25 protein-coding genes and 1 pseudogene are annotated in these 24,187 nt (G+C 36.5%); 6 read left to right on the plus strand and 20 right to left on the minus strand.

Annotated elements, in window-relative coordinates:
- Positions 1-13: 13 nt before the first annotated feature.
- The 9 genes from BAU28_RS06705 to BAU28_RS06745 form a co-directional block, all read right to left on the minus strand.
- Complete coding sequence (locus tag BAU28_RS06705; protein WP_071718122.1) at positions 14-1,777, minus strand: ABC transporter ATP-binding protein; 1,764 nt, start codon at positions 1,775-1,777, stop codon at positions 14-16.
- Positions 1,777-3,528 carry an ABC transporter transmembrane domain-containing protein gene (locus tag BAU28_RS06710; protein WP_071718123.1) on the minus strand — a complete coding sequence of 584 codons (1,752 nt, stop codon included), beginning with the start codon at positions 3,526-3,528 and terminating at the stop codon, positions 1,777-1,779. The genes BAU28_RS06705 and BAU28_RS06710 overlap by 1 nt, the downstream gene beginning before the upstream one ends.
- A 124-nt stretch (positions 3,529-3,652) precedes the next feature.
- Positions 3,653-3,874 (minus strand): YneF family protein, encoded by a 222-nt coding sequence (locus tag BAU28_RS06715; protein WP_002172951.1) that lies wholly within the window; start codon positions 3,872-3,874, stop codon positions 3,653-3,655.
- Between the two features lie 78 nt (positions 3,875-3,952).
- Positions 3,953-4,393, minus strand: coding sequence for a sporulation inhibitor of replication protein SirA (sirA, locus tag BAU28_RS06720; protein ID WP_071718124.1), 441 nt, complete (start codon positions 4,391-4,393; stop codon positions 3,953-3,955).
- 156 nt (positions 4,394-4,549) lie between these two features.
- Positions 4,550-6,550, minus strand: coding sequence for a transketolase (gene tkt / locus BAU28_RS06725; RefSeq protein ID WP_071718125.1), 2,001 nt, complete (start codon positions 6,548-6,550; stop codon positions 4,550-4,552).
- A gap of 325 nt (positions 6,551-6,875) precedes the next feature.
- Positions 6,876-7,679, minus strand: coding sequence for a phosphonate ABC transporter, permease protein PhnE (gene phnE, locus BAU28_RS06730; RefSeq protein WP_048371482.1), 804 nt, complete (start codon positions 7,677-7,679; stop codon positions 6,876-6,878).
- Positions 7,679-8,473 carry a phosphonate ABC transporter, permease protein PhnE gene (phnE, locus tag BAU28_RS06735; protein WP_071718126.1) on the minus strand — a complete coding sequence of 265 codons (795 nt, stop codon included), beginning with the start codon at positions 8,471-8,473 and terminating at the stop codon, positions 7,679-7,681. The genes phnE (BAU28_RS06730) and phnE (BAU28_RS06735) overlap by 1 nt, the downstream gene beginning before the upstream one ends.
- The gene (gene phnC / locus BAU28_RS06740) at positions 8,470-9,243 is read right to left on the minus strand and encodes a phosphonate ABC transporter ATP-binding protein (RefSeq protein WP_048371485.1); all 774 of its coding nucleotides are present in this window, start codon (positions 9,241-9,243) and stop codon (positions 8,470-8,472) included. The genes phnE (BAU28_RS06735) and phnC overlap by 4 nt, the downstream gene beginning before the upstream one ends.
- Before the next feature lie 116 nt (positions 9,244-9,359).
- The gene (locus BAU28_RS06745) at positions 9,360-10,298 is read right to left on the minus strand and encodes a phosphate/phosphite/phosphonate ABC transporter substrate-binding protein (RefSeq protein WP_071718127.1); all 939 of its coding nucleotides are present in this window, start codon (positions 10,296-10,298) and stop codon (positions 9,360-9,362) included.
- 184 nt (positions 10,299-10,482) lie between these two features.
- Here BAU28_RS06745 and BAU28_RS06750 point away from each other — a divergent pair, with 184 nt between their 5' ends.
- On the plus strand, positions 10,483-12,066 hold the full coding sequence (locus BAU28_RS06750) for a bifunctional metallophosphatase/5'-nucleotidase (protein ID WP_071718128.1): 1,584 nt from the start codon (positions 10,483-10,485) through the stop codon (positions 12,064-12,066).
- A gap of 46 nt (positions 12,067-12,112) precedes the next feature.
- Here the strand turns inward: BAU28_RS06750 and BAU28_RS06755 are convergent, their stop codons facing one another.
- A complete protein-coding gene (locus BAU28_RS06755; protein ID WP_002172959.1) occupies positions 12,113-12,352 on the minus strand; it encodes a DUF896 domain-containing protein in 240 nt (79 codons plus the stop codon).
- A 45-nt stretch (positions 12,353-12,397) separates the two neighbouring features.
- Positions 12,398-13,054 (minus strand): YneB family resolvase-like protein, encoded by a 657-nt coding sequence (locus BAU28_RS06760; RefSeq protein WP_071718129.1) that lies wholly within the window; start codon positions 13,052-13,054, stop codon positions 12,398-12,400.
- A gap of 141 nt (positions 13,055-13,195) precedes the next feature.
- Here BAU28_RS06760 and lexA point away from each other — a divergent pair, with 141 nt between their 5' ends.
- The gene (gene lexA / locus BAU28_RS06765) at positions 13,196-13,816 is read left to right on the plus strand and encodes a transcriptional repressor LexA (protein WP_048371643.1); all 621 of its coding nucleotides are present in this window, start codon (positions 13,196-13,198) and stop codon (positions 13,814-13,816) included.
- 114 nt (positions 13,817-13,930) lie between these two features.
- Here the strand turns inward: lexA and BAU28_RS06770 are convergent, their stop codons facing one another.
- The 8 genes and pseudogenes from BAU28_RS06770 to hflX form a co-directional block, all read right to left on the minus strand.
- Positions 13,931-14,734, minus strand: coding sequence for a DUF4097 family beta strand repeat-containing protein (locus tag BAU28_RS06770; protein ID WP_071718130.1), 804 nt, complete (start codon positions 14,732-14,734; stop codon positions 13,931-13,933).
- Entirely contained in the window at positions 14,735-15,277 is a 543-nt protein-coding gene (locus BAU28_RS06775; protein ID WP_071718131.1) for a DUF1700 domain-containing protein, read from the minus strand.
- The gene (locus BAU28_RS06780; protein WP_002172964.1) at positions 15,270-15,593 is read right to left on the minus strand and encodes a PadR family transcriptional regulator; all 324 of its coding nucleotides are present in this window, start codon (positions 15,591-15,593) and stop codon (positions 15,270-15,272) included. The genes BAU28_RS06775 and BAU28_RS06780 overlap by 8 nt, the downstream gene beginning before the upstream one ends.
- 228 nt (positions 15,594-15,821) lie before the next feature.
- A pseudogene (locus BAU28_RS06785) lies at positions 15,822-16,190 on the minus strand (ATP-binding cassette domain-containing protein); the annotation flags it as partial.
- Positions 16,191-16,256: 66 nt separating this feature from the next.
- The gene (gene glnA / locus BAU28_RS06790; protein ID WP_002172992.1) at positions 16,257-17,591 is read right to left on the minus strand and encodes a type I glutamate--ammonia ligase; all 1,335 of its coding nucleotides are present in this window, start codon (positions 17,589-17,591) and stop codon (positions 16,257-16,259) included.
- 48 nt (positions 17,592-17,639) lie between these two features.
- Positions 17,640-18,029: a transcriptional repressor GlnR gene (gene glnR, locus BAU28_RS06795; RefSeq protein ID WP_000656783.1), complete on the minus strand. Its 390-nt coding sequence runs from the start codon at positions 18,027-18,029 to the stop codon at positions 17,640-17,642.
- Between the two features lie 175 nt (positions 18,030-18,204).
- Positions 18,205-19,476, minus strand: coding sequence for a methionine gamma-lyase family protein (locus tag BAU28_RS06800; RefSeq protein ID WP_048371504.1), 1,272 nt, complete (start codon positions 19,474-19,476; stop codon positions 18,205-18,207).
- Positions 19,469-20,743 carry a GTPase HflX gene (gene hflX, locus BAU28_RS06805; protein WP_071718132.1) on the minus strand — a complete coding sequence of 425 codons (1,275 nt, stop codon included), beginning with the start codon at positions 20,741-20,743 and terminating at the stop codon, positions 19,469-19,471. The genes BAU28_RS06800 and hflX overlap by 8 nt, the downstream gene beginning before the upstream one ends.
- A gap of 92 nt (positions 20,744-20,835) precedes the next feature.
- Here hflX and BAU28_RS06810 point away from each other — a divergent pair, with 92 nt between their 5' ends.
- On the plus strand, positions 20,836-21,459 hold the full coding sequence (locus tag BAU28_RS06810) for a trimeric intracellular cation channel family protein (RefSeq protein WP_000312272.1): 624 nt from the start codon (positions 20,836-20,838) through the stop codon (positions 21,457-21,459).
- Positions 21,460-21,558: 99 nt separating this feature from the next.
- Positions 21,559-21,696 carry a hypothetical protein gene (locus BAU28_RS30335; protein WP_053081360.1) on the plus strand — a complete coding sequence of 46 codons (138 nt, stop codon included), beginning with the start codon at positions 21,559-21,561 and terminating at the stop codon, positions 21,694-21,696.
- 33 nt (positions 21,697-21,729) lie between these two features.
- On the opposite strand, the gene spoVK is transcribed toward BAU28_RS30335, so the two are convergent.
- Positions 21,730-22,686 (minus strand): stage V sporulation protein K, encoded by a 957-nt coding sequence (gene spoVK, locus BAU28_RS06820; RefSeq protein ID WP_002172996.1) that lies wholly within the window; start codon positions 22,684-22,686, stop codon positions 21,730-21,732.
- Between the two features lie 113 nt (positions 22,687-22,799).
- Here spoVK and BAU28_RS06825 point away from each other — a divergent pair, with 113 nt between their 5' ends.
- Both BAU28_RS06825 and BAU28_RS06830 read left to right on the plus strand, forming a co-directional pair.
- Positions 22,800-23,762 carry a tyrosine-type recombinase/integrase gene (locus BAU28_RS06825; protein ID WP_002172997.1) on the plus strand — a complete coding sequence of 321 codons (963 nt, stop codon included), beginning with the start codon at positions 22,800-22,802 and terminating at the stop codon, positions 23,760-23,762.
- 222 nt (positions 23,763-23,984) lie between these two features.
- On the plus strand, positions 23,985-24,187 hold a 203-nt coding region (locus BAU28_RS06830), incomplete at its 3' end, for a hypothetical protein (protein ID WP_276327745.1).

Below are 24,187 nucleotides of genomic sequence, written 5' to 3' on the forward strand. Positions count from 1 at the left end.
AAAAGCCTTGTAATTACAAGGCCTTTTGTAAACTCCCTTTATTTTGTAGTAAGTACATATTGTAGTAAAGTCCTTGTTTACTAAGTAACTCTTGATGTGTTCCTCTTTCTATGATTTCCCCTTCATGCATAACAAATATTTGATCCGCATCTTGGATTGTAGACAATCTGTGTGCAATCGCTATCGTTGTTCTACCTTTTCGCATTTGCTGTAATGCCGTTTGGATAGCCTCTTCAGTTTCTGTATCAATATTTGCCGTCGCTTCATCTAATACTAATACTTTCGGATTGGTTGCTATCGTTCTAGCAAAAGCAATTAATTGCCTTTGACCACTAGAAAATGCAGCTCCTCTTTCGACTACTTCTGTATCATACTGCTCTGGTAATTTTTCAATAAACGTATTCGCTTGCACAAATCGTGCTGCTTCTTCTATCTCCTCATCCGTAATTTCTTCATTATACATACGAATATTTTGCTTTACATTTCCCGCAAATAAAAATGCATCTTGTAACACAAGACCAATTTTCTTCCGAATTTCTTGTTCTCCAAACTTCTCTAAATCGACTCCGTCTATTACAATATTCCCTGATTTAATATTGTAAAACCTCATTAATAAATTCATAATTGTACTCTTACCACTACCAGTGTGTCCAACGAAAGCAACCGTTTGCCCTGGCTTTACGTGAAAAGATACATTTTTTAATACGTCACGCTTCCCATCATATGAAAAGGTAACATCTTTAAATTGAATTTCTCCTTTATCTACTCGTGGATTTTCACTCCCCATTTGAACAGGAGCTAAATCTTTATCATCCATTAAATGAAATACACGCGATGATGAAACGAGCGCTTGCTGGAAGAAAGACAATTTCATCATCATTTCATTTACGGGCTGGAAGAAACGGTGAATATAGTTAACGAAAGCATATAAAACTCCTACTTCAACAGGACTCTTTAAAGCGTCGATTCCAAATAACCCAAGAACTAACGCAATTGCTACAATATGAACAAGATCTGTTGCTGGACGTAAAAGTAATGCATCTAATTTTAATGTACGGCGTCCAGCACTATAATGCTTGTTGTTTACTTCTTCAAACTCTTTTCTCATCCGCTTTTCTTGTCGGAATACTTGAACAATATTCATCCCCTGGATAGATTCATTTAACTTTGCATTTAATATACTTAGTTGATTACGTACCTCTAAATAAAAAGCTGCACTTTTCCGGCGATACAGCACCATAATCGTAAACATAATTGGAATTAATATGAGAGAAAATAGCGCTAATTTTACATCTAATAAAAACATCGCTACTAAAATCCCTACTAAAAAGACTACATTTTTCACGAATGTTGATAGTACACTAACATAAAAATCCTTAATCGCTTCCGTATCATTCGTTATGCGAGATACGAGCGTACCAATCGGCGTACGATCAAAGAAACTTAATGACAACTTTTGAACGTGTTCATACACTTCAACTCGCATATCCTGGACAATCTTAAAAGCGATATTTTGAAAGTACAATAGGTCTAAATAAGTAAATAATACTTTTAATAAGTGGGCAATAATATACACTACAAATAGAGTAACAAGTGCCGATTGTTCAAAGTTGCGTGGTACTAAGTGTTCATCAAGAAATTGTTTAATCAAAAAAGGACCCATCATTTCAGTTACAGTTGCACCAACTAGAAATATAAATGCTAGCGATAATAACCCTTTATATGGCCTCATATAGGAAAGCAATCTCCTTAAATCACTCCGCTTTTTCTCAGCCATCATACGCCTCCTTTCTCTACCAACGCCTCTAACTGCTGGCTTTCGTACATTTCTTTATACCAACCATTTTCGTTCATTAGCTGCTCATGTGTTCCTCGCTGCACAACCATACCTTCATCAATAACAAGAATAAGATTTGCATGCTGAATCGCACTTAAACGGTGCGCAGTAATAATTGTCGTTTTTTCTGCTCTTTCCCGTTTCAATGCAGTTAAAATCGTTTCTTCTGTTTTTGCATCTACAGCCGATAAACAATCATCTAAAATTAAAATTTCAGCATTCGTTAATAACGCACGCGCAATGGAGATTCGCTGTTTTTGGCCTCCTGATAGCGAAACCCCTCTTTCACCTACTACCGTGTCATATCCTTCTGGAAATTGAATAATATCATTATGAATACAAGCAATCTCAGCAGCACGGGTAATTTCTTTATATGTAGCATCGGCCTTTCCAAACGCAATGTTCTCCCCAATACTCGCTGAAAATAAAAAATGATCTTGCGGCACATATGAAATTGCAGAGCGTACACCGTGAAGTGTTAAATCTCGAATATCCCGCTCACCAACTTTTAATTCACCATTAAAATGGTCATACTCACGAATTAAACATTTTAACAACGTCGTCTTCCCTGCACCAGTACGTCCTACAATTCCTAACGTTTCACCTTTTCTTAAGTTAAAATAAATATCTTTTAAGTTTAATAGTTCATTTTTCTTATAAGAAAACGAATCAACAGCGAATGAAACATCACCACTTGCTATAGTATGTATAGCATTTTCCCTATTCACTACATCTGAAGTTTGTGAAAGTATTTTCTCCACACGATCATATGAAGCGCGTCCACGCTCCATAATATTAAACAACCACCCAAAGGCTAACATTGGCCATACAAGAGTCCCTAGGTATGTTGTAAATGTTACTAGTTCCCCTACAGTTAATTCGCCTCGTACTACTAATAGTGATCCGTAACAAACTGCGATTAAAAACGAAAACCCGACAATAAGTGCAATCGTTGGGTCGAATAACGAGTCAATACGTGCGACTAACATATTTTTATGTACGACATCTTCCGATTTCTTCCGAAACGCTTGTAAATCCTCTTTCTCTTGTCCGAGCGAGCGAATTACCTTCATCCCACTCATACTCTCTTGTACTTTATCATTGATTTCAGAAAACGATTGCTGCGCTTTATGAAATCTTCTATGCAATAAAGTTCCATAATAATTTGTAGAAATCGCTACAATTGGCATCGGAATTAAACTTAATAACGTCAACTTCCAGCTAATTGTAAAACCCATCGCTACGAGTACACATCCTCCAACTGCTAATGAGTCAACAAGTGTTAAAACACCCGATCCAGCAGTTTGCTGAATCGCCTGAATATCATTGGTCGCATGTGCCATCAAATCACCCGTACGACGTGATTGATAGAAAGTTGGGCTCATCTTTGTAAAATGTTCATATAAATTCTTTCGTAATTGACGGGCTAGTTTTAAAGAAGAGCCAAAAATCATAATACGCCATAAATAACGTAATATGTACATAGTAATCCCTACAACTACTAACAGAATGACCCACTTCAACAATTGTTCAGACGTTAAAGTTCCATTATTAATTTCATCTACTACAATACCTAGTACTTTTGGGGCTACAAGTTCAAGAAGCGCGACACCAAATAACATAATAATTCCGATTATGTACGCTCGTTTTTCTTGTTTAAAAAACCAACCTAAATTTAAAAACACTTTCATATTTATCCTCCTCCCTTAAAATGAGCGATGTTTTCAGTTTAACAAAAATACAGAATTTTTAAAAGTTTTAAACATTTTTAAAATCCAAAAGGAAAGGGCACTCGGTAAGAGTGCCCTTTAGCGCTTATTTCGTTTGTTGCTTGTTCATCGCGCTCATCATTTGATTGATTTTCTTTTGGGAAGGTTTTTGTCCCATTTGCATCATCATCATTTTTAACATTTGTTCGTTAATTGGTGGATTTTTTTGTAAGTAATTCATCATGTATTTGCGTGCAATGAAAAATCCTAATGCCACGCCTGCTACTAGTGCTACTACGCCCACTAGAACACCTAACCAAATTGACATATATTTTCCTCCTTCATGTTGTCTACCTTACAGTGTACTAAAACCATTTCAATAAGACAAGATACTATTCGACATTTTTTACACATATGTCCGTACTTGTTTGAGAGGATTTAACCAACCATACTTTTTATTCTCATAATCCATTGCTAAAAATGTTAACTCACACTTTCTAAGCACCTCAAAGAAAGTTGTTTCCATAGATACATTTCCAGAAGTATTCATTCGAATATATTGTGATTTTACCATTATTTCACCATATTCCGCTCCCGTATAAAGTGTATGCGCGTGATGTGTTCTTTCATATTTACCAATAACACGCAAGGCTTGTTCTAATTTATGATGAATTTTCATTACTTGTAACGGCATTGTAATATACATCATTTGCTTATATAACACTTTTTTCTCCGAAAGGGACCCAGATTCTGAAAATCGAGCAAATAAATCAAAAAACAAATATTCACGACCAAAGTAAGCTTTCGCAATATCCTCTTGAATTAAATACAATTCATACGTTTTCATTTTTTCCCTCCCGATCTGGACAACCTTTTCCCTACATTATATAAAAGAAAATTTGCAATGATTGTCTGACTATGGAGAGAGAAAAAACTTTTTCTGTCGAAAAAACTCAATTACATAGAAAAATCTCTCCATGCTGGAGAGATTTTTCTAAAATCATTAAAGCATTTCTTTTACTTTACGAACAACGTTCTCTACAGTAAATCCATACTCTTCCATAATCTTCTCACCAGGAGCAGAAGCACCGAATGTATCGATACCTAGTACATCTCCATCAAGACCTACGTAACGGTGCCATCCGATTGTAGCACCCATTTCAATTGCGAAACGTTTCGTTACTGCTTTTGGTAATACAGATTCTTTGTACTCAGCAGTTTGAGCTTCAAAGCGATCCATAGATGGCATACTAACAACAGCTGCATCAACGCCGTCTGCTGCTAGAGTTTTTTGCGCTTCGATTGCTAAGCTTACTTCAGATCCAGTTGCAATTAAGATTACATCAGCAGTTTCTTTCTTACTTGCAGAAACTACATATGCACCTTTTGCCACTTTTTCATAAGTATCGTCTTTTGCGCCTTCTAATGTTGGAAGATCTTGACGAGTTAACACTAATGCAGTTGGTGTTTTTGTAGATTCTAGAGCTAATCTCCAAGCTGCAACTGATTCGTTACCGTCAGCTGGACGAATAACAGAAACATTTGGCATTGCACGAAGTGCTGCTAATTGTTCGATTGGTTCATGTGTTGGACCATCTTCACCAACAGCAATACTGTCGTGTGTGAATACATACGTTACAGGCAATTGCATTAATGCTGCAAGGCGAATTGCTGGACGTAAGTAATCAGAGAATACGAAGAACGTACCACCGTAAGTTTTTAAACCGCCATGTAGTGCAATACCGTTCATTGCTGCACCCATCGCAAACTCACGAACACCATACCAAATGTTTTTACCGCTGTAATCAGCTCTTGTGAAGTCTTTTTCGTTATTCATGTATGTTTTGTTAGAACCAGCAAGGTCAGCAGATCCACCGAAGAATGATGGTACAGACTCTGCAATAGCATTAATTACAGCACCTGAAGAATTACGTGTTGCTGCTTTTGATCCTAATTCATAAGTTGGTAAGTTTTGCTCCCAACCTTCTGGAAGAAGACCATTCATTGCTGCTTGCAACTCGTTTGCTAATTCTGGATATGCTTGTGCATATTCACCTAACATTGTGTTCCACTCAGCTTGTGCAGTTTCACCAACATCTTGTACTGTTTTACGGAAGTTGTCATATACTTCTTCTGATACATGGAAATCTTGTTCAGCAGTCCAAGCATATGCTTCTTTCGTTAATTTTGTTTCGTCTACACCAAGTGGAGAACCGTGTGAAGCTGATTTTCCTGATTTGTTTGGAGAACCGAAACCAATTGTCGTTCTTACTTCAATTAGCGTTGGGCGTTTTTCGTCAGCTTTCGCTTCTTCAATTGCTTTTGCGATTGCTTCAATATCGTTTCCATCCTCAACACGGATTACTTGCCAACCGTATGCTTTGTAACGATCTTCTACACTTTCAGAGAATGAACGATTTAAATCGCCATCTAAAGAAATGTCATTAGAATCGTATAACACTACAAGACGACCTAATCCTAAGTGTGCAGCTAATGAAGATGCTTCAGCAGAAACGCCTTCCATTAAATCGCCGTCACCGCAAATAGCGTACGTAAAATGATCAACTACATTGTACGCATCACGGTTATATTTTGCTGCTAAATGTCTTTCAGCCATCGCCATACCAACAGCAGTTGCAATACCTTGTCCAAGTGGACCAGTTGTTGCGTCTACACCTGCTGTGTGACCATACTCAGGATGTCCTGGAGTTTTGCTTCCCCATTGACGGAAGTTCTTTAAATCATCCATCGTTACATCGTAACCAGATAGGTGAAGTAGGCTGTATAATAACATTGAACCATGACCTGCAGATAATACGAAACGATCACGGTTAAACCACGTTGGGTTATTTGGATTGTGTTTCATAAATTGAGTCCATAATGTATAAGCCATTGGTGCTGCACCCATTGGCATTCCTGGGTGACCAGAGTTTGCTTTTTCAATCGCATCAATGGATAATGTGCGAATCGTGTTGATAGAAAGTTGTTCGATTGAATGTGACATGCTATTCTTCCCTTCGCTTATATTAGTAAACGTTTTATACATTTATATGATAGCTTCCCACGCAAGATTATACAACATGTATCGACAAATATGTTGATGTTTTTTTGATTTTTTATAAAAAAATCAATGATTCCGGCAATGTATGGGCATTCAATATGACATACTTTTTCAATGTTTTTATTTTAGGAAGAAAGAGAATTATCTGTATTTTTATACAAAACACTACATCCACAAATGTGAAATATACCCGTGTTATTAAATACTATCCAAATTATTTCTCTTATTATGCAAAAAAAGCACCTTGTGTGGGTGCTTCAAAAAACACTTATACGATTCTCTTTCGAATCGAACTCGAAATAAAATCAATAATAATTACCATCAAAATAATACCTAGTAAAATAATACCTACACGAGACCAATTTCGTGAGCTTAGTGCAAAAATTAAGGGTGTACCAATTCCGCCTGCTCCAATAACTCCTAAAATTGAAGCGGAGCGTACATTAATTTCAAACCTATATAACGTATATGACAAGAAATCCGGTAATACTTGTGGTAATACTGCATGCCAAAGTATTTGAAGACGATTCGCTCCTGTTGCAATCAACGCTTCCGTCGGCCCTTTATCTATATTTTCAATCCCTTCCGAATACAGTTTCCCTAACATTCCAATAGAATGCAGTCCTAAAGCTAATACACCCGCAAAAGAACCTGGACCAACAGCCTTTATAAATAATAGTGCCATAACTAACTCCGGAAATGTACGAATAAAACTTAGTACAAATTTCCCTGTTCCAGAAGTCACTTTTTCCGTACTCATATTTGTTGCTGCCCAAAATGCAAATGGGACAGATAAAAATGCTGATATAAATGTACCTAATATTGCGATTGCTAACGTATCAATTAAACCATGCAATAAGTCTTCGCCATCCGGTAATGACACGTACGACCAATCTGGATGTAACACCCCTGTCATGATCGCTTTTGTAATTTCGCCAGCTGTATCCTTTATTCCTTCTAGCGGTACTCCGGAAAATGCCCATATATAGAGAACTGCAAGTGCAATAAAAATAATCCAACGATATAAACTCGGTTTCCTTGGTTTCGGTACCACCATCTTCGGTTCACTCATCATAATTTCTCCCGTAACAATGTACTTATATAATCAATTCCCAATACAACAACGAGTGTATAAATAATAATAGAAGCAGTTTGTTGATATTGTAAAAACCCAAGCGTTCGATCATAATATAATCCAATTCCGCCTGCTCCAACTAACCCTAAAACAGCGGCTGCACGTACATTCACCTCAAATGTATACAGAACATAAGAAACGAAGTGTGCCTTCACCTGCGGGATTACTGCATATACAATCCACTGCACCTTATTTGCTCCTACAGCGGTCATTGCTTCTAATGGACCTGGATCAATCGATTCGATTGATTCATATAATAACTTCGCAACAAGCCCAATAGAGAAAAAAGTAAGCGCCAAAATACCTGGAAGTGGTCCAATTCCAAAAATCGCTACAAAAATAACTGCTAATAATAAATCTGGTATCGTTCGAATTAAATTTAAAACGAATCGAGCCGGACCATATAAAGCCATATTTGAAAACACATTACTCGCCGCGAATAATGCAAGAGGAATAGCTAAAATGGCACCTAAAGTCGTTCCAATAATAGCCATACGAATTGTGTCTAATATCGCCGTTGTAATTACCTGAAAATAGCCCCAATCTGGTGGTACCATCTCCTTCAGCAAATCCATCATATTTGGAAAGCCAGTTACAAGTTTCGAAAATGATGCATCTACCTGTACACTGCTACTCCACAATAATAAAATGATAATAGCAGCAGTTAACATATGCTTCAGTTTACTAGGTGGTTTCGGTATCGTTTTCGAATGTATAGTCACATCATTCATTTGACTGCCACCTCTAACAATTCACTGTTCTGAATGGAGTTCCCATAAATCTCAGCAAATTTTTCATCCGTTGCCTCTACTACAGGTCCATTAAATACAATTTCACCTGCATGTAACCCGATAATGCGCGTCGCATACTCTCTAGCCAAATCAATAGAATGTAAGTTTACAATCATTGTAATTCCAAAATCTTGATTAATTTTCTTTAAATCATCCATTACCTGCTTCGTAGTAAGCGGATCTAAAGAAGCGACTGGCTCATCAGCTAAAATAATTTTTGCCTCTTGCGCAAGTGCCCTTGCAATTGATACACGTTGCTGTTGTCCTCCTGATAACTCATCGGCCCGCGTATATGCTTTCTCTAAGATGTTCACTCGTCCCAAGGCTTGAAAAGCAAGCTCTACATCTTCTTTAGGAAATAGCCCGAGCGTTGTACGTAATGTAGAATGATATCCAACACGTCCGGCTAATACATTTTTTAAAACAGTAGATCTCTTCACAAGATTGAAACTTTGAAAAATCATACCAATGTCTCGTCGCATACGTCGTAACTCTTTTCCTTTCGCAACAGTAATAGATTCTCCATCAATAATAATTTCTCCACCTGTAATTTCATGAAGTCGATTAATCGATCTGAGAAGTGTTGATTTTCCAGCCCCAGATAACCCTACCATAACGACAAACTCGCCTTTTTGAATTTCCATATTAATATTATTCAATCCTTTTGTACCGTTCGGATAAACTTTGGAAACATTTCGAAACTCAATCACGCCTTTTACCTACTTTCTACTTAATAATAAAAATCGAAAAACGGCCCACTAACTGAAAACACACGCAATTCCAGTTAGTCGCCATTTTCACTGAACCTGTAAAATATCCGTATGTATTATTGCGTTTTTACTTTCTTTCCATAATCACGAACGATATCAAATTTACTATCATCAGATCTAATATATCCTTCATGCGAATATACTTCTTTAATAATTTTTTGTCCCTCTTCACTCTTTCCAATTTCGATAAATGCGTCTTGTAATTTTTTACTCCATTCAGCATCTAAGTCGGAGCGTACAGAAATAGTATCGTTAGGAATCTTTTCTGTGAATTTCACAATTTTTGTTTGATCAAACACATTAGGATAGTCTTTTTTTACAATATTACGAGCATCTTGGAATACAACCGCAGCATCGACATCCCCATTCAATAGAGCGATAATAGATTGATCATGACCTTTTAATGTAACAGGTTTCACATCTTTTAATGGATCTATCCCTTCTTTCAGCAATACAGCTGCAGGCCACACATATCCTGCTGAAGATGTTACATCTTGATACCCGATTTTTTTACCTTTTAAATCTTTCACACTATTAATGTTAGAATCTTTCTTTACAACAAACTCAGACTTATAATAATCTACCAGGTCTTTTGTTGGAGCTCCTGTTGCATCATCTACTCCAAATCGTTGTGCTTGTAAAATTACATTTGCGGCTTTTTTTTCATGCGCTAATACATATGCCGTTGGAGGCAAGAAGCCTACATCTACTTGTTTTGATGCCATCGCTTCTACAATCGTATTGTAATTCGTCGAAATACTAACTTTTACAGGGATATTCAGCTTATCACTTAACAGTTTTTCTAGTGGCTTTGCTTTTGCTTCTAACGTATCAGCATTTTGCGATGGAACAAATTGAACATTTAAAGTCTTTGGTACATAGCCTTTTTTCGTATCTTCACTTTTATTTGCACTTGATTCCTTCGCCCCACAACCACTTAATAATCCCGCCGCTAATACAACCGATGTACCCATTGCAAAAACTTTTTTCAACATGTTAAAGCCTCCATTTTCCTTGTTATAAATTTACTTTTTGTAAACACGTAGAAATATATCACATATTTTCCCATACAATTATTTATTTACAGAATCTTTACACATTCTAAATATTCCAACCAAACTTCATTTCACATATCTGATATGATTAATTGTAAGATAACAATAGAAAAGGTGGATTATGTTGGATCAAAATCGATTTGTAACTATTAACATCTTATTAACGAGCGATATACATGGTAATGTTTATCCAATTCACTATCAAAATAACTTACCAGCAGACGTGGGACTATCCAAAATTTCCACACTCATTAAAAAAGAGCGTTCTACAAATGAACATGTGATTTTAATTGATAACGGTGATTTCATCCAAGGAACTCCTTTCACTTATCATTATGCTACTTATGAAAAAGATAAAGAGAACCCAATGGCCTTATTAGCCAATTATCTAGATTATGATGCTGCAATTATCGGAAATCATGAATTTAATTACGGGATGGACATATTAAACAATGCTATTTCAACTGCCAATATCCCCTATTTATCAGCCAATATTTTAGATAAAAACAGAAAGAAACCGTATTTTGGAAAACCATATATCATAAAGCAAATTGAGCCGAATATAAAAATTGCTATTTTAGGGGTAACAACGCATTACATCCCAAATTGGGAGCAACCTCATCATATTGAAGATTTATTATTTGAAGATGCACTAGAAACAACAAAAAAGTGGGTTTCTTACATCCGTGAAAACGAAAAACCTGACTTACTCGTCGTTGCCTACCATGGAGGATTTGAACGCGATTTACAAACTGGAGAACCTACTGAAGCTTTAACAGGTGAAAATCAAGGCTATGCAATGTGTCATGAAATTGACGATATAGATATTTTACTAACAGGTCATCAACACCGAACGATTACAAACACAAAAGTGAATGGTGTTACAATTTTACAAGTCGGCTGTAATGGGCACTCATTAGGAAAAGTGAAAGTGACATTTGAAAGAAATAATAATGAATGGATTACGACAGAATGTCATTCAGAAATATTGTCTGTACAAGGGATTCAGGAAGATAAAGCTATCCTTTCTGCTGTATGTGATTACGAGGATAAAACACAAAAGTGGCTTGATCAGCCCATTGGGGTTATCAATGGAGATATGCAAATTTCTGATGCTCTGCAAACACGTCTACAAGACCATCCCTTTATTGAATTTATTAATAAAATACAGATGGATGTAGCAGAAGTTGCTATTTCTTGCACAAGTTTGTTTCACAATGAATCTCCTGGTTTTCCAAAACATGTCACAATGCGTGACATCGTTTCAAATTATATTTATCCAAATACATTAAAAGTTATTCGAGTGACTGGAGCAGATATAAAAGAAGCTCTCGAACTCTCTGCTGCCTATTTCACATTACAAGGGGGCGGAAACATCATTGTAAATCCTACATACATAGAACCGAAACCGCAGCACTATAATTACGATATGTGGGAAGGAATTTCATACGTATTAAACATTTCAAAACCAATTGGCGAAAGAGTTACTTTTTTAGAATATGATGGACTTCCAATCAACATGAAGCAAGAATACGATGTCGTTATGAATAATTATCGTGCAAGTGGTGGCGGAAACTTCCTTATGTATCAAAATAAGCCCATTATAAAAGACATCCCAATAGATATGTCTGAACTTATCGCTAACTATATATTGAAGCATAAAACGATAGAAGCAACAACAAATCATAACTGGAAAGTTATTAAATAGCGAATCTGTCTATTAATATCAAAAAAAGATGGGCTACGCCCATCTTTTAATTTAATTTTGCATTATCTTGCTTTTTTAAAGCTTTTAATTTCGTCGGTGTAACATCAGTGCCTTCTTCGTTAACGACTTTAATTCCTTTTAATTCGTTTAACATATTTTGACGAAATCCTTTTAAATATTGTTCACGTAGCGATTGGCGCTCACGTTGTTCTTCTTCAGTTAAGCCTTCAGCTTTTGCTTTTTTCGCTAAGAAGTTAATGCGTTCAATGAGTTCGTGACTTAGCATCTCGAATCCCCCTTCTACTCAAAACTGATTATTATCATACAATAGTTAGTCTTCTTTATCAAGCAATTGCTTTGTATATTCTACATATCTTCGATGTACAGTTGCTTTTGAAACATTATGACCAAAACCACGAAGTGTTGCTGCAATCTCTTCAAAAGTTAATTCACTCCTACGCAAACGTACAATTTCTTCAATAGGCACTTCTTTTTTCTCACGTCCTACGCTTAAATGACGATTTTTTAAATTATTCTCTGGACGAAATCCTTTCTCCACTGCTCTTTGCATACCACGTTTAATTTTCAAATTATGGATCTTTCTTTGGTACTCTTCAACAATCCCAATTATATCTAACACCATCGAGTCAGAATCCGAAAGCTGTAATTCACCACTATGCGTGTGCGTATAAACTTTTATTCCCTCTTTATGTAAACAATGCATTAACGCAATCTTCGCATTCCCTCTACCAAGACGCGTTTCATCTTGTATAAGAAGCACATCAACTTGTTCATCTCGAATTGTATCTAGCACTTCTAATATGCCATCACGTTCAATTGTATAACCGCTAGCCTGCTCTTCAATTACCTTTATAACATTCATTTGATAGCGCTCAGCTAAATGCAATAATTCATCTTTTTGACGCAATAATGATGTTTCCTGCGCTTCTTTTGTTGTGCTCACACGTGCATAAATAATTGCATTCATTTCGAACCCCTCTTTCTCACTATATTTTCCCTCTAGTGTATCATAAATCCGCCTTTCGTTCGAACTTATGTTTGTAGAATGTTTTTTCACATGTTATACTTATTAATAAGAAAAATGAAAGAAAACGAGGTGTTAGAAAACATGGAAAAGTTAACGAAACGCCAGCAAGACATTCTCGACTTTATTAAGCTAAAAGTACAAGAAAAAGGATATCCACCTTCCGTACGTGAAATCGGTCAAGCAGTCGGCCTCGCTTCTAGTTCTACAGTGCACGGACATTTATCACGACTAGAAGAAAAAGGATATATTCGACGTGACCCAACAAAACCACGAGCAATTGAAATTTTAGGTGACAACCGAATGGAAACAGAAACACAATCTGTTATTCAAGTTCCAATCGTCGGAAAAGTTACTGCTGGTTTACCGATTACAGCAGTCGAAAGTGTAGAAGAGCACTTCCCGCTTCCAGCTAGCATTGTTGCCGGAGCAGATCAAGTGTTTATGTTACGAATTTCTGGAGATAGTATGATTGAAGCTGGTATCTTTGATGGTGATTTAGTCGTTGTTCGCCAACAACAGTCTGCATACAATGGTGAAATTGTAGTTGCCTTAACCGAAGACAATGAAGCAACGGTTAAACGTTTCTATAAAGAAAAAGATCATTTCCGTCTACAACCGGAAAACTCTTCATTAGAACCTATCATTTTAAAACAAGTGTCAGTTATTGGAAAAGTAATTGGCGTATATCGCGATTTACACTAAAAATAATAAAAAGAAGAAAATTACCTTATTTATATAAGTAATTTTCTTCTTTTTGTATTTTGATAGATTTCCGTTCATTTAAAAACTAATTGAACGAATACATCTAATTAATTATTAACGCGTTTCAATCGTAACATCTCCGGCAGAAGTTTCCCCACTAATCTTTGTACTTCCATTACCAATTGTTATATTTTTATTTTCCTCATTAAAAATTGTCACTTCTCCAGCAGTGCTTCGCCCGGTTATAACTGCGTCTTTCGGTTTTTCCAATAAAGTAATATCTACATCTCCAGCAGTTGAGCTTGCCTCTAGATCATATTTAGAATCATGATCGATAACATCCACATCACCACTAGCCGTTTTTGCTGTTACTTTCCCTATTACTTTTTTAATATTCACGCTACCAGCTTTTGAAGTTGCATCCACATTCTTAGCTGTTATATGTTTCAAATCCACTTCTCCAGCGAGTGTTCCAACACTTACGCGGTCACTTTTCACATCACTTATTTCTATTTGTCCAGCGGCTGAATTTACTTTTATCTCTTGATAAGAACGTTCAGGTACAAATATAGTCAATGTAGGCGTTTGAAAATTGAAAGTAAAAAATGAGAAATCAAATGAAACACCTTTCTCTATTTCTCCTTGAATCTTTAATGTGTCACCATCTTCAGCTATACGAATCTTTTGTTTGCGTAAATCTCCTGATTGCTTTACATAAAAAGAGGAATCAGGAGATTTTTGGACAACAATATCTCCTGCATCTAACTTAACTTCTACATTTTTTAGCGTTTCATTTTTAATTACGTCTTCTTTATTTCCTTTTTCTGCAGTTTGTACTGCTTTTTCATATGTTTGTGAAATCCCTATTACTCCAATAATGATACAAGCGATAGCTACTAACAATATTTTTTTCATCATCTACTCCCCTTTTATCATTTTGAAGTTCCATATTACATATCGTACGCATAATCTTTTAAACCACTTCGTACTATAATAAGCTGCAATACATAACAACAAACCAACTCCAACAAACGTGATACTAACGAATAGGTCAATCCATAAAAAAGTACCCATAAACACTTTTAAAATAACGAAAAATGGCGTCACCACACTAGAAATCCCCGCAATCCAAAGAGAAAATATAATAGAAATAATTGCAATTAATGGGCCTAACACAATAATAAAGTTAAACAAACTAAGTCCAATCGCCGCCATGACAGCTCTTGTCACATTTGAAGTCGATGGATCTTTTTTCATTTCATCAAAGCGATACATCGCAAGTAATTCCTTTGCAATCACTTTCGGAGAACCAAGTCCTTTTATTATTTCCGATTCAGTTTTCCCCTCTTCTACCCCAAACTGAAAATGCTCTTCATAATCGAATAAAATGTCTTTCCTCTCTTCTTCCGGTAACTTTCTAAGCTGATTCGATAATTCCCGAAGGAACTGTTCTTTATTCATCCCAATTCACCCCTTCAATAATTTCTTGTACACCTTTCGCAAAATCACGCCACTCTGTTACTAATAAATGAAGTTGCGTCTCACCTTGCTCAGTTAGTTGATAATATTTACGAGGCGGCCCTTCCGTAGACTCTTTTAAATATGTTTGAAAATATCCCTCTTTCGTTAAACGACGCAATAACGGATATACTGATCCTTCTGATATTAAAAACTTATTAGAGATTTGTTGAACCAGTTCATAGCCGTAACAATCTTTACGTTTTACAAGTGCCAATACACACAGTTCTAACACACCTTTTTTAAACTGAACGTTCAAGGACAATCCTCCTTTCTTATTTTAGTACTGTTTAATACACGGTACCCATTTTATCCATAATATACCACTTAGTACTGTTCATTGCAAGGTACTTAACTATATTTATTCCCTAAATTTAGAAAATGCACAAATGAAAGCCCGAATAAGACCCTGTTGTAACAGGCCATTATTCGGGCTTTCATTCAATTCTAATTACATTAATGCACAATTCCATTCAATCTTTCTCCTCTAAGAACCAACTTCTACTTGTGACCCCAATAAATTTCGAAACACACCTTTTCTCTCTTTAGCCAATTGATTAAACTCACCTTTTTGGACAATTTCACCTTTTCCTAAAACAATAACTTGATCCGCATTACGTATCGTAGATAAACGATGCGCAATAAGAATAATAGTCATCGTTCCTTTCAATCTTTCTAATGCTGATTGAATTTTCACTTCATTTTCAGTATCTAACGCACTCGTAGCTTCTTCTAATATTAAAATGGATGGTTTCCTTAAAATTGCACGCGCTAGTACAAGTCGTTGGCGTTCCCCACCTGAAAGCCTCACTCCACGATCTTCAATAAGAGTATCAAGCCCTTTTGGAAGCATTCGCTACAATTTACTGTAGATAAATGACGAAAAAGCCCTGATACCGTAGTATCAAGGCTTCTCTTGCTCTTAGTATAGAGACATATATTGATCGCGTTCCCATTGGTGAACTTGCGTTCTAAAGATATCCCACTCAATCTCTTTTGCTTCAATGAAGTGCTCAAGTAAGTGATCTCCTAACGCGCCACATACTACTTCATTAGATTGTAATGTAACTAATGCTTGCGCTAATGTTGCTGGTAAATCAGCGATACCTGCTTCTTCGCGCTCTTCTTTTGTCATTACATAGATGTTACGGTCTACCGCAGCTGGTGGAGTTAATTTATTTTTAATTCCGTCAAGACCTGCAGCTAATAATGTTGCCATTACTAAATATGGGTTTGCAGCTGGGTCAACACTACGTACTTCTACGCGTGTACTAATACCACGAGATGCAGGGATACGTACTAATGGACTACGGTTTTGTGCAGACCATGCTACGTAACATGGAGCTTCATATCCAGGTACTAAACGTTTGTAAGAGTTTACAGTTGGGTTTGCTACCGCTGTAAATGCTGGTGCATGTTTTAAAATACCTGCGATGAAGTGACGAGCATCATCACTTAATTGTAATTCACCATTTTGATCGAAGAATACGTTCTCACCATTTTTAAATAATGATAAGTTACAGTGCATACCTGAACCGTTTACACCGTATAATGGTTTCGGCATAAATGTTGCATGTAAACCATGCTTACGAGCAATTGTTTTTACAACAAGTTTGAATGTTTGAATGTCATCACATGAGCGAATTGCATTTGCATATTTAAAGTCAATTTCATGTTGCCCTGGAGCAACCTCATGGTGAGATGCTTCAATTTCAAAGCCCATCTCTTCAAGTTCAAGAACGATATCACGACGACAGTTTTCCCCTAGATCCATCGGCGCAAGGTCGAAGTATCCACCGTTGTCGTTTAATTCTAATGTTGGATTTCCTTTTTCATCTACTTTAAATAGGAAGAATTCTGGCTCTGGTCCAAGATTGAAATCTGAGAATCCTAAAGCTTCCATTTCTTTTAATACACGTTTTAAATTGTTACGTGGATCTCCTTCAAATGGAGTGCCATCTGCATTGTAAATATCACAGATTAATCGAGCTACTTTACCTTTTTCAGCTGTCCAAGGGAAAATTACCCAAGTATCTAAGTCCGGATATAAATACATATCAGATTCTTCAATACGTACGAAACCTTCAATAGAAGATCCATCAAACATCATTTTGTTATCAAGAGCTTTTGTTAATTGGCTCACTGGAATTTCTACGTTTTTAATTACTCCTAAAAGGTCTGTAAATTGTAAGCGGATATACTTTACATTCTCTTCTTTCGCCAAACGGAAAATATCTTCTTTTGTGTACCTAGCCATTATAAATTCCTCCTTAGTCCCTCTAAACACCTTCAGAATCAGTTATCTTTAGTGAAAAAACCTTGAAATATCACCTTGTCGCAACGAAGTCCGATTAAATCTACCTGTATGTTGTAGTTCATCTCGAAGTATTTTGCGAAGCTCAGTTTTTGAAATTTCTTTCGTTTCTTCTTTTACTTTCACTGCTTCTGTTTGATTTTCTTTCATTAGTAACACTTGCTTAATACCAGCCATATTTAAGCCTTGATCTAATAAATCTTTAATCTCTAACAACTTATCTACATCGTTAAATGAAAATAATCTACGATTCCCCTTTGTACGGGTTGGAGAAACAAGATTATGCTCTTCATAGTAGCGAATTTGACGTGCAGACAATTGTGTTAAATCCATTACTATACCAATAGGAAACAGCGGGGCAGAACGTCTATCTTCTTTCATCGTTTCAGTTCCTCCTTCGCCTTAACTGCTTCTCATTTTATACCATGTTATGTTTAGTGTCAATAGATGTAAGCTTTTCTTACATGGTTTTTTATAATTTTTTTCATTCTTTTTTCTAATGGCATAAATCATTACTTTCATATGAAAAAAAGCTGTCGAAATCGACAGCTTCCCTTTAAGAAATTGTTAATAGATTCTTTTCAATTAACGCATCAATCGCAGAACAAATCGCAATCTTTACATGCGAATAAGTTAATCCACCTTGTACGTAAGCAACATAAGGCGGACGAATTGGGCCATCAGCCGACAATTCGATACTTGCACCTTGAATAAATGTCCCAGCAGCCATAATTACATCATCTTCATAACCCGGCATATAGTTTGCATATGGCGTAAAATGAGAATTAATTGGAGATGCATATTGAATCGCTTGACAGAACGCAATCATACGATCTTTATCATCAAATTGAACAGATTGAATTAAATCCGTTCTTGATGCATTCCACGCTGGTGATGTATTCATTCCTAACTTTTCTAAAAATGCAGCTGTAAAAATCGCGCCTTTCAGCGCTTGACCAGCAACATGCGGCGCTAAGAAGAAACCTTGATACATTTCTTGCAGACTGTATAAAGATGCCCCTGCTTCCGCACCGATTCCCGGAGATGTTAGACGATATGCACATGCTTCAACATACTGTTCTTTACCAACAATATAACCACCAGTTTTAACAATTCCTCCACCCGGGTTTTTAATAAGAGAACCTGCCATTAAATCTGCACCAACATGACACGGCTCTTGCTCTTCAATAAACTCGCCATAACAGTTATCTACAAATACAACAACATCAGGTTTAATCTCTTTAACAAACGCAATCATCTCTTTAATTTGAGAAACGGTAAACGACGGACGAGTAGCATACCCTTTTGAACGCTGAATGCCAATCATCTTCGTATTACTATGGATTGCAGCTGCAACAGCTTCAAAGTCCACAAACCCCTCTTCAGTTAGCGGAACTGCATTATACCCAATATTATATTCCTTAAAAGAACCTACACCTTTTCCACGCACACCAACGATTTCTTCTAGCGTATCATATGGTTTTCCCGTTATGTATAGCAACTCATCTCCTGGACGTAAAATACCGAATAAAGCTGTTGAAATTGCGTGAGTACCCGATATTATTTGTGGACGAACAAGACCAGCTTCAGCTCCAAATACATCAGCATACACTTTCTCTAACGTGTCACGACCAATATCATCATAGCCATAACCTGTCGTCGGAATAAAATGCGAATCGCTAATTTTATGTTTACGAAAACTTTCTAATACACGAAATTGGTTACTTTCAATTACTTCATCCACACGTTTATGCACTTCTGTAACTTGACTTTCTACTTCTTTTACGATTGGAGCAATTATTTCTCCATTTTTCAAACGATCAAACATTATTATTTTCTCCTTCTTCCACTAAAAATCTCTTTAATTGCCCATTAAGTGATGAATGAGCAAAGATATACCCTGTACAATCATATACAAATTCTTCTTCTAAAAACTCCATTTTTGTTAGCAACGTTTCCGTTTTTAAAAGTGTTAACAATCTACCTTCACTTGGCGGGAGTTTCACTTGATAAACAACCATTTCTTCCTTCATCTTCGTTTCTATCGCTTCTTTAATACGTAATAAATCATTTTCTTCAAAAGCACTAGTCATTAAGAAATCACTTTTTGGAAATGGAATAAAATTTTGATGCAATTCATCTTTTTTATTATATAACGTAATAATAGGAATATGATTAATTTCAAGATCTGACAATAGTTGTTTTACCGTTTGCTCATGCCCTACATAATTAGGGTCTGCCGAATCAACAACATGTAAAATAACATCCGCTTCACCAGCTTCTTCTAACGTAGATCGAAAAGCAGCAATTAACGACGTAGGTAAATCTTGTATAAAGCCAACCGTATCAGTCAATAACACTGTATAACCAGAAGGTAACGGCATCTTCCTTGTTGTCGGATCTAACGTTGCAAACAATAAGTTTTCTTCAAACGTATCCGCTTCCGTTAATCTATTAAACAACGTAGATTTCCCTGCATTTGTATATCCAATTAATGAAACTTGAAATACTTTATTATCTTTTCTTCTCTCACGATATCTTTTTCGATGCTCCACAACAACCGCAAGTTGTTTCTTTATTTCATCAATACGTGATCGAATATGACGACGGTCCGTTTCAAGCTTTGTCTCTCCCGGTCCCCTTGTACCAATTCCACCACCAAGACGTGATAAAGATAGACCTTGCCCCATAAGGCGCGGCATTGTATATTGCAACTGAGCTAATTCTACTTGAAGCTTACCCTCTCTCGATTTCGCACGTTGCGCAAAAATGTCTAGTATTAACTGCGTTCGGTCAATCACTCTTGCATCTAATACTGAAGATAAATTCCGAATTTGGCTCGGCGTTAACTCGTTATTAAATATAATAACAGCTGGTTCTAATTCTTCAGTTAACATCGTAAGCTCTTCTAGTTTACCTTTTCCTATATAAGTCGCCGGATGAAACTTCGGGCGTTTTTGCGTTGTGGACATTAACACTTCTGCTCGCGCAGTCTTCGCTAACGATGCAAGCTCTTTCATGGAATGCATGAATTTTTCATCATCATCTTGCGACAATTGACAGCCAACTAATATGACTTTTTCTTTTTCTTCCATCAAATATGTTCACTCATCCTTTTCGAAATTTAAACCTTCTAATATAATAGCAGAGGAAGCACATTTCATCTAGTTAGCGGGGGAGAAAATTCATGGCATGGGAGATTTTTAGCATCATAGGCACAATCGCCTTCGCACTAAGCGGAGCCATTGTTGCAATGGAAGAAGATTATGATATTTTCGGGGTGTATATTTTAGGAATGGCAACCGCATTTGGGGGAGGTGCCCTTCGTAATTTATTAATCGGTTATCCAATCGTCGCGTTTTGGCAACAAGACATGTTATTCCAAATCGCACTATTATCAATGACGATTATTTTTCTTTTTCCAAATAAATTGATTAGACATTGGAAAAAGTGGGAAAACATCACGGATGCCATCGGCTTATCAGCATTTGCCGTACAAGGAGCACTATATGCACAAAAACTAAATTTACCAATTAGCGCTACAATCGTAGCCGCTGTTTTAACCGGTATTGGCGGCGGTATTATTCGTGACCTTTTAGCCCGCAGAAAACCTCTCGTCCTTCGAGCTGAAGTATATGCATTTTGGACGATTTTAGCAGGTTTTTTAATTGGAGCTCAAATTATCGTTAGCGATTGGGCTCTATACACCTTATTCATTTTAATTGTTTGCTTCCGCATGGTTTCTATTCATTACAAATGGCATTTACCGCATAGACGCATCGATACAAACGAACGTTCAATGCATAAATAGCAATCTAACCTCTTTACATATCGTAAAGAGGTTTTTCTTTTCTAACGAGTTTTTCTTTACATAATGTTTATACTAATCTTTAAAGCGAGGTGAATACAAATGACAAACCATGTTAATAAAGGAGCTCAAAAAAGCTCCGTAAACCAATTTGGACACGATCCAAATTCAGCACATGAAAAGAGCGCTAAAATGGAACGCTTTCATAAATCTTACCAAGAAAAAGCAAAAAAAGAGTAACCGAGGTTATGTACAAAAAAACAGACGCACAGCTTACGTACTGTGCGTCTCCTCTTCAAGCATCAAATCAATACTTGATATCCCAATTAAATCATATTTATCATACGTATCTTCTTGTAACAATCGCATAGCTTGTGTTCGAATTGATTTTTCAACAATATTCCGTACGTATCTTCCATTACTAAACGATGTAATTTGCGACGAATACTTTACTGCATGTAAATGATCTCGAAATTTCCACTCCGCCTCTTTAGATAACTGATATTCACGCTCTTCATACATTCTCTTCCCAATTTCCAACAACTGATTTACTGAGTAATCTGCGAATTCAATAATAAACGGAAAGCGAGATTGTAACCCTGGATTCAACGAAAGAAAATGATTCATCTCTCTTGAATACCCAGCCAAAATTAATACAAAACCGTGTTGCTTATCTTCCATATGCTTCACAAGTGTATCAATGGCTTCCTTTCCAAAATCTTTCTCTCCCCCACGCGCTAAAGAATACGCCTCATCAATAAACAAAATACCTCCCATAGCCTTTTTTATTAAATCTCTTGTCTTTTGCGCTGTATGACCGATATACTCCCCTACGAGGTCCGCACGTTCAGCTTCAACTAAATGCCCTTTTGATAAAATATTCATCTCAAACAACAATTTCCCTATCATTCTAGCAACAGTTGTCTTCCCAGTACCCGGATTCCCTTTAAACAACATATGAAGCACTTGCTTCTCAGATTTCAACCCCATCTCTTGTCTTTTTTTATTTACATAAATCCAAGCATAAATTTCTTTAATTATCTTTTTTATGTCATCCATCCCAACAAGCTTTCCCATCTCTTCTTCAATTCTCTGCAACATCTCATGTTTAGTAGTGGTTTCACTTGAAATTACAGTTTTATCTTCCGATGCCGGTAACGAAATTTTCTTCCGATGGTTTAACACGATATTAATTTGATTGTTATTTTTCTTACGCATTGATTGTTCCATACAATCACCTCATTTTATCCACTCATCAAATATTATTATTCCCGTCCCCCTTACAAATGCCTATTTTCAGAAAAGTTTGCTATAATATAAGAAATAATTAAGGTGGTGGGACTATGGAAACAACGGAATTCCATGATACAATACAAGCCTTTTCTATTTTTTTATTGAATAAAGGCCGAAAGTCTTCAACTATTAAACGCTATGTCTATGACATCGAAGATTTCGGACATTGGTTAGAAAAAAACAAAAAGCTCCCTTCCAGTAATATATGGGCTACACTTTGTACAAAAGACTATGAAGATTACTTTTCCGACTTAAAAAAGAATCGACACTACTCAGAGAAAACAATGCATCGTGTATTTATTGTATTAAATAGAATGTATCATTTTCTAAACATTCCTAATCCATTGAAGAATATGGAAATCGTTATTCAACCAAACCGTGCATTACGTAATGAAGATTTCATTTCATCCGATGAAGAAAAAAGATTAAAACATATAGTCACTTCATTGGAAGGCCTTTCAGAAAAGCAACGTCCTGTTCGCCCTTTATTAATGGATCGTAATATCGCTATTTTAAACCTACTAATCGACTACGGACTATCCTTACAAGAACTTACAGCATTAACTATGCATCAAGTTCACTTTGAAACCAATACATTGTCTATTCCAGCAACCGCAGGAGTAGCAAGAGCAATCACATTAACAAATGAAGACAAAAAACAATTGTACACATATTATAAAAGTATCCCAGAACCAGTTCGCCCCAAATACCATAGCAATGATCCATTATTTGTGGCATTCGATTTTAATCGCGGAACATATAGATGGGTATATGAAAATGACGCACCAAAGGCTTTAACAGAAATTGCCATCCAAAAAATGATCCGACTTGAAGTAGCAAGAGCAAATTTACGTAAAGGCATTTCCGGACAACATTTTCGGAACACCTTTATTCTACGCCTAATAAAAAAACAAATCCCAGAACCTGAAATCATAAAATTAGTTGGCTTCAAATCAAAAATTTCATTAAAACGATATTATCAATACGCAGAAAATAGAAAAAACGCCTTATAATAAGGCGTTTTTTCTATTTTTTTTTGAAACAATTAATTTTACTATGACCATTTACCTATTCTCTGCATCTACTATGATGAGTTTCGCTCACAGTCTAATTAGAAAGGAGAGATTTAATGTCTCGTTTTAACGACAATCAAAATAAATTCTCCAAACCATGCTTTCCAAGTAGTGCTGGACCTCAGGGTAACACAGGCGCTCAAGGTATCACAGGTGCTACTGGTGCCACTGGACCTCAAGGTATCACGGGCGCTACTGGTGCCACTGGGCCTCAAGGTAATACGGGCGCTCAAGGTATCACGGGTGCTCAAGGTAGCACAGGCGCTACTGGTGCCACTGGACCTCAAGGCAATACGGGCGCTCAAGGTATCACAGGCGCTACTGGTGCCACTGGACCTCAAGGTAATACGGGTACTCAAGGTATC

It is taken from the genome of Bacillus paramycoides (assembly GCF_001884235.1).
Lineage (GTDB): Bacteria > Bacillota > Bacilli > Bacillales > Bacillaceae_G > Bacillus_A > Bacillus_A paramycoides.

Bases quoted from the DNA above. Each gene is read 5' to 3' on its own strand.
- BAU28_RS06705 (WP_071718122.1), bottom strand. From the start codon at position 1,777: ATGGCTGAGAAAAAGCGGAGTGATTTAAGGAGATTGCTTTCCTATATG.
- BAU28_RS06710 (WP_071718123.1), bottom strand. From the start codon at position 3,528: ATGAAAGTGTTTTTAAATTTAGGTTGGTTTTTTAAACAAGAAAAACGA.
- BAU28_RS06715 (WP_002172951.1), bottom strand. From the start codon at position 3,874: ATGTCAATTTGGTTAGGTGTTCTAGTGGGCGTAGTAGCACTAGTAGCA.
- sirA (WP_071718124.1), bottom strand. From the start codon at position 4,393: ATGAAAACGTATGAATTGTATTTAATTCAAGAGGATATTGCGAAAGCT.
- tkt (WP_071718125.1), bottom strand. From the start codon at position 6,550: ATGTCACATTCAATCGAACAACTTTCTATCAACACGATTCGCACATTA.
- phnE (WP_048371482.1), bottom strand. From the start codon at position 7,679: ATGAGTGAACCGAAGATGGTGGTACCGAAACCAAGGAAACCGAGTTTA.
- phnE (WP_071718126.1), bottom strand. From the start codon at position 8,473: ATGAATGATGTGACTATACATTCGAAAACGATACCGAAACCACCTAGT.
- BAU28_RS06745 (WP_071718127.1), bottom strand. From the start codon at position 10,298: ATGTTGAAAAAAGTTTTTGCAATGGGTACATCGGTTGTATTAGCGGCG.
- BAU28_RS06755 (WP_002172959.1), bottom strand. From the start codon at position 12,352: ATGCTAAGTCACGAACTCATTGAACGCATTAACTTCTTAGCGAAAAAA.
- BAU28_RS06760 (WP_071718129.1), bottom strand. From the start codon at position 13,054: ATGAATGCAATTATTTATGCACGTGTGAGCACAACAAAAGAAGCGCAG.
- lexA (WP_048371643.1), top strand. From the start codon at position 13,196: ATGGAAAAGTTAACGAAACGCCAGCAAGACATTCTCGACTTTATTAAG.
- BAU28_RS06770 (WP_071718130.1), bottom strand. From the start codon at position 14,734: ATGATGAAAAAAATATTGTTAGTAGCTATCGCTTGTATCATTATTGGA.
- BAU28_RS06775 (WP_071718131.1), bottom strand. From the start codon at position 15,277: ATGAATAAAGAACAGTTCCTTCGGGAATTATCGAATCAGCTTAGAAAG.
- glnA (WP_002172992.1), bottom strand. From the start codon at position 17,591: ATGGCTAGGTACACAAAAGAAGATATTTTCCGTTTGGCGAAAGAAGAG.
- glnR (WP_000656783.1), bottom strand. From the start codon at position 18,029: ATGAAAGAAGATAGACGTTCTGCCCCGCTGTTTCCTATTGGTATAGTA.
- BAU28_RS06800 (WP_048371504.1), bottom strand. From the start codon at position 19,476: ATGTTTGATCGTTTGAAAAATGGAGAAATAATTGCTCCAATCGTAAAA.
- hflX (WP_071718132.1), bottom strand. From the start codon at position 20,743: ATGGAAGAAAAAGAAAAAGTCATATTAGTTGGCTGTCAATTGTCGCAA.
- BAU28_RS06810 (WP_000312272.1), top strand. From the start codon at position 20,836: ATGGCATGGGAGATTTTTAGCATCATAGGCACAATCGCCTTCGCACTA.
- BAU28_RS30335 (WP_053081360.1), top strand. From the start codon at position 21,559: ATGACAAACCATGTTAATAAAGGAGCTCAAAAAAGCTCCGTAAACCAA.
- spoVK (WP_002172996.1), bottom strand. From the start codon at position 22,686: ATGGAACAATCAATGCGTAAGAAAAATAACAATCAAATTAATATCGTG.
- BAU28_RS06825 (WP_002172997.1), top strand. From the start codon at position 22,800: ATGGAAACAACGGAATTCCATGATACAATACAAGCCTTTTCTATTTTT.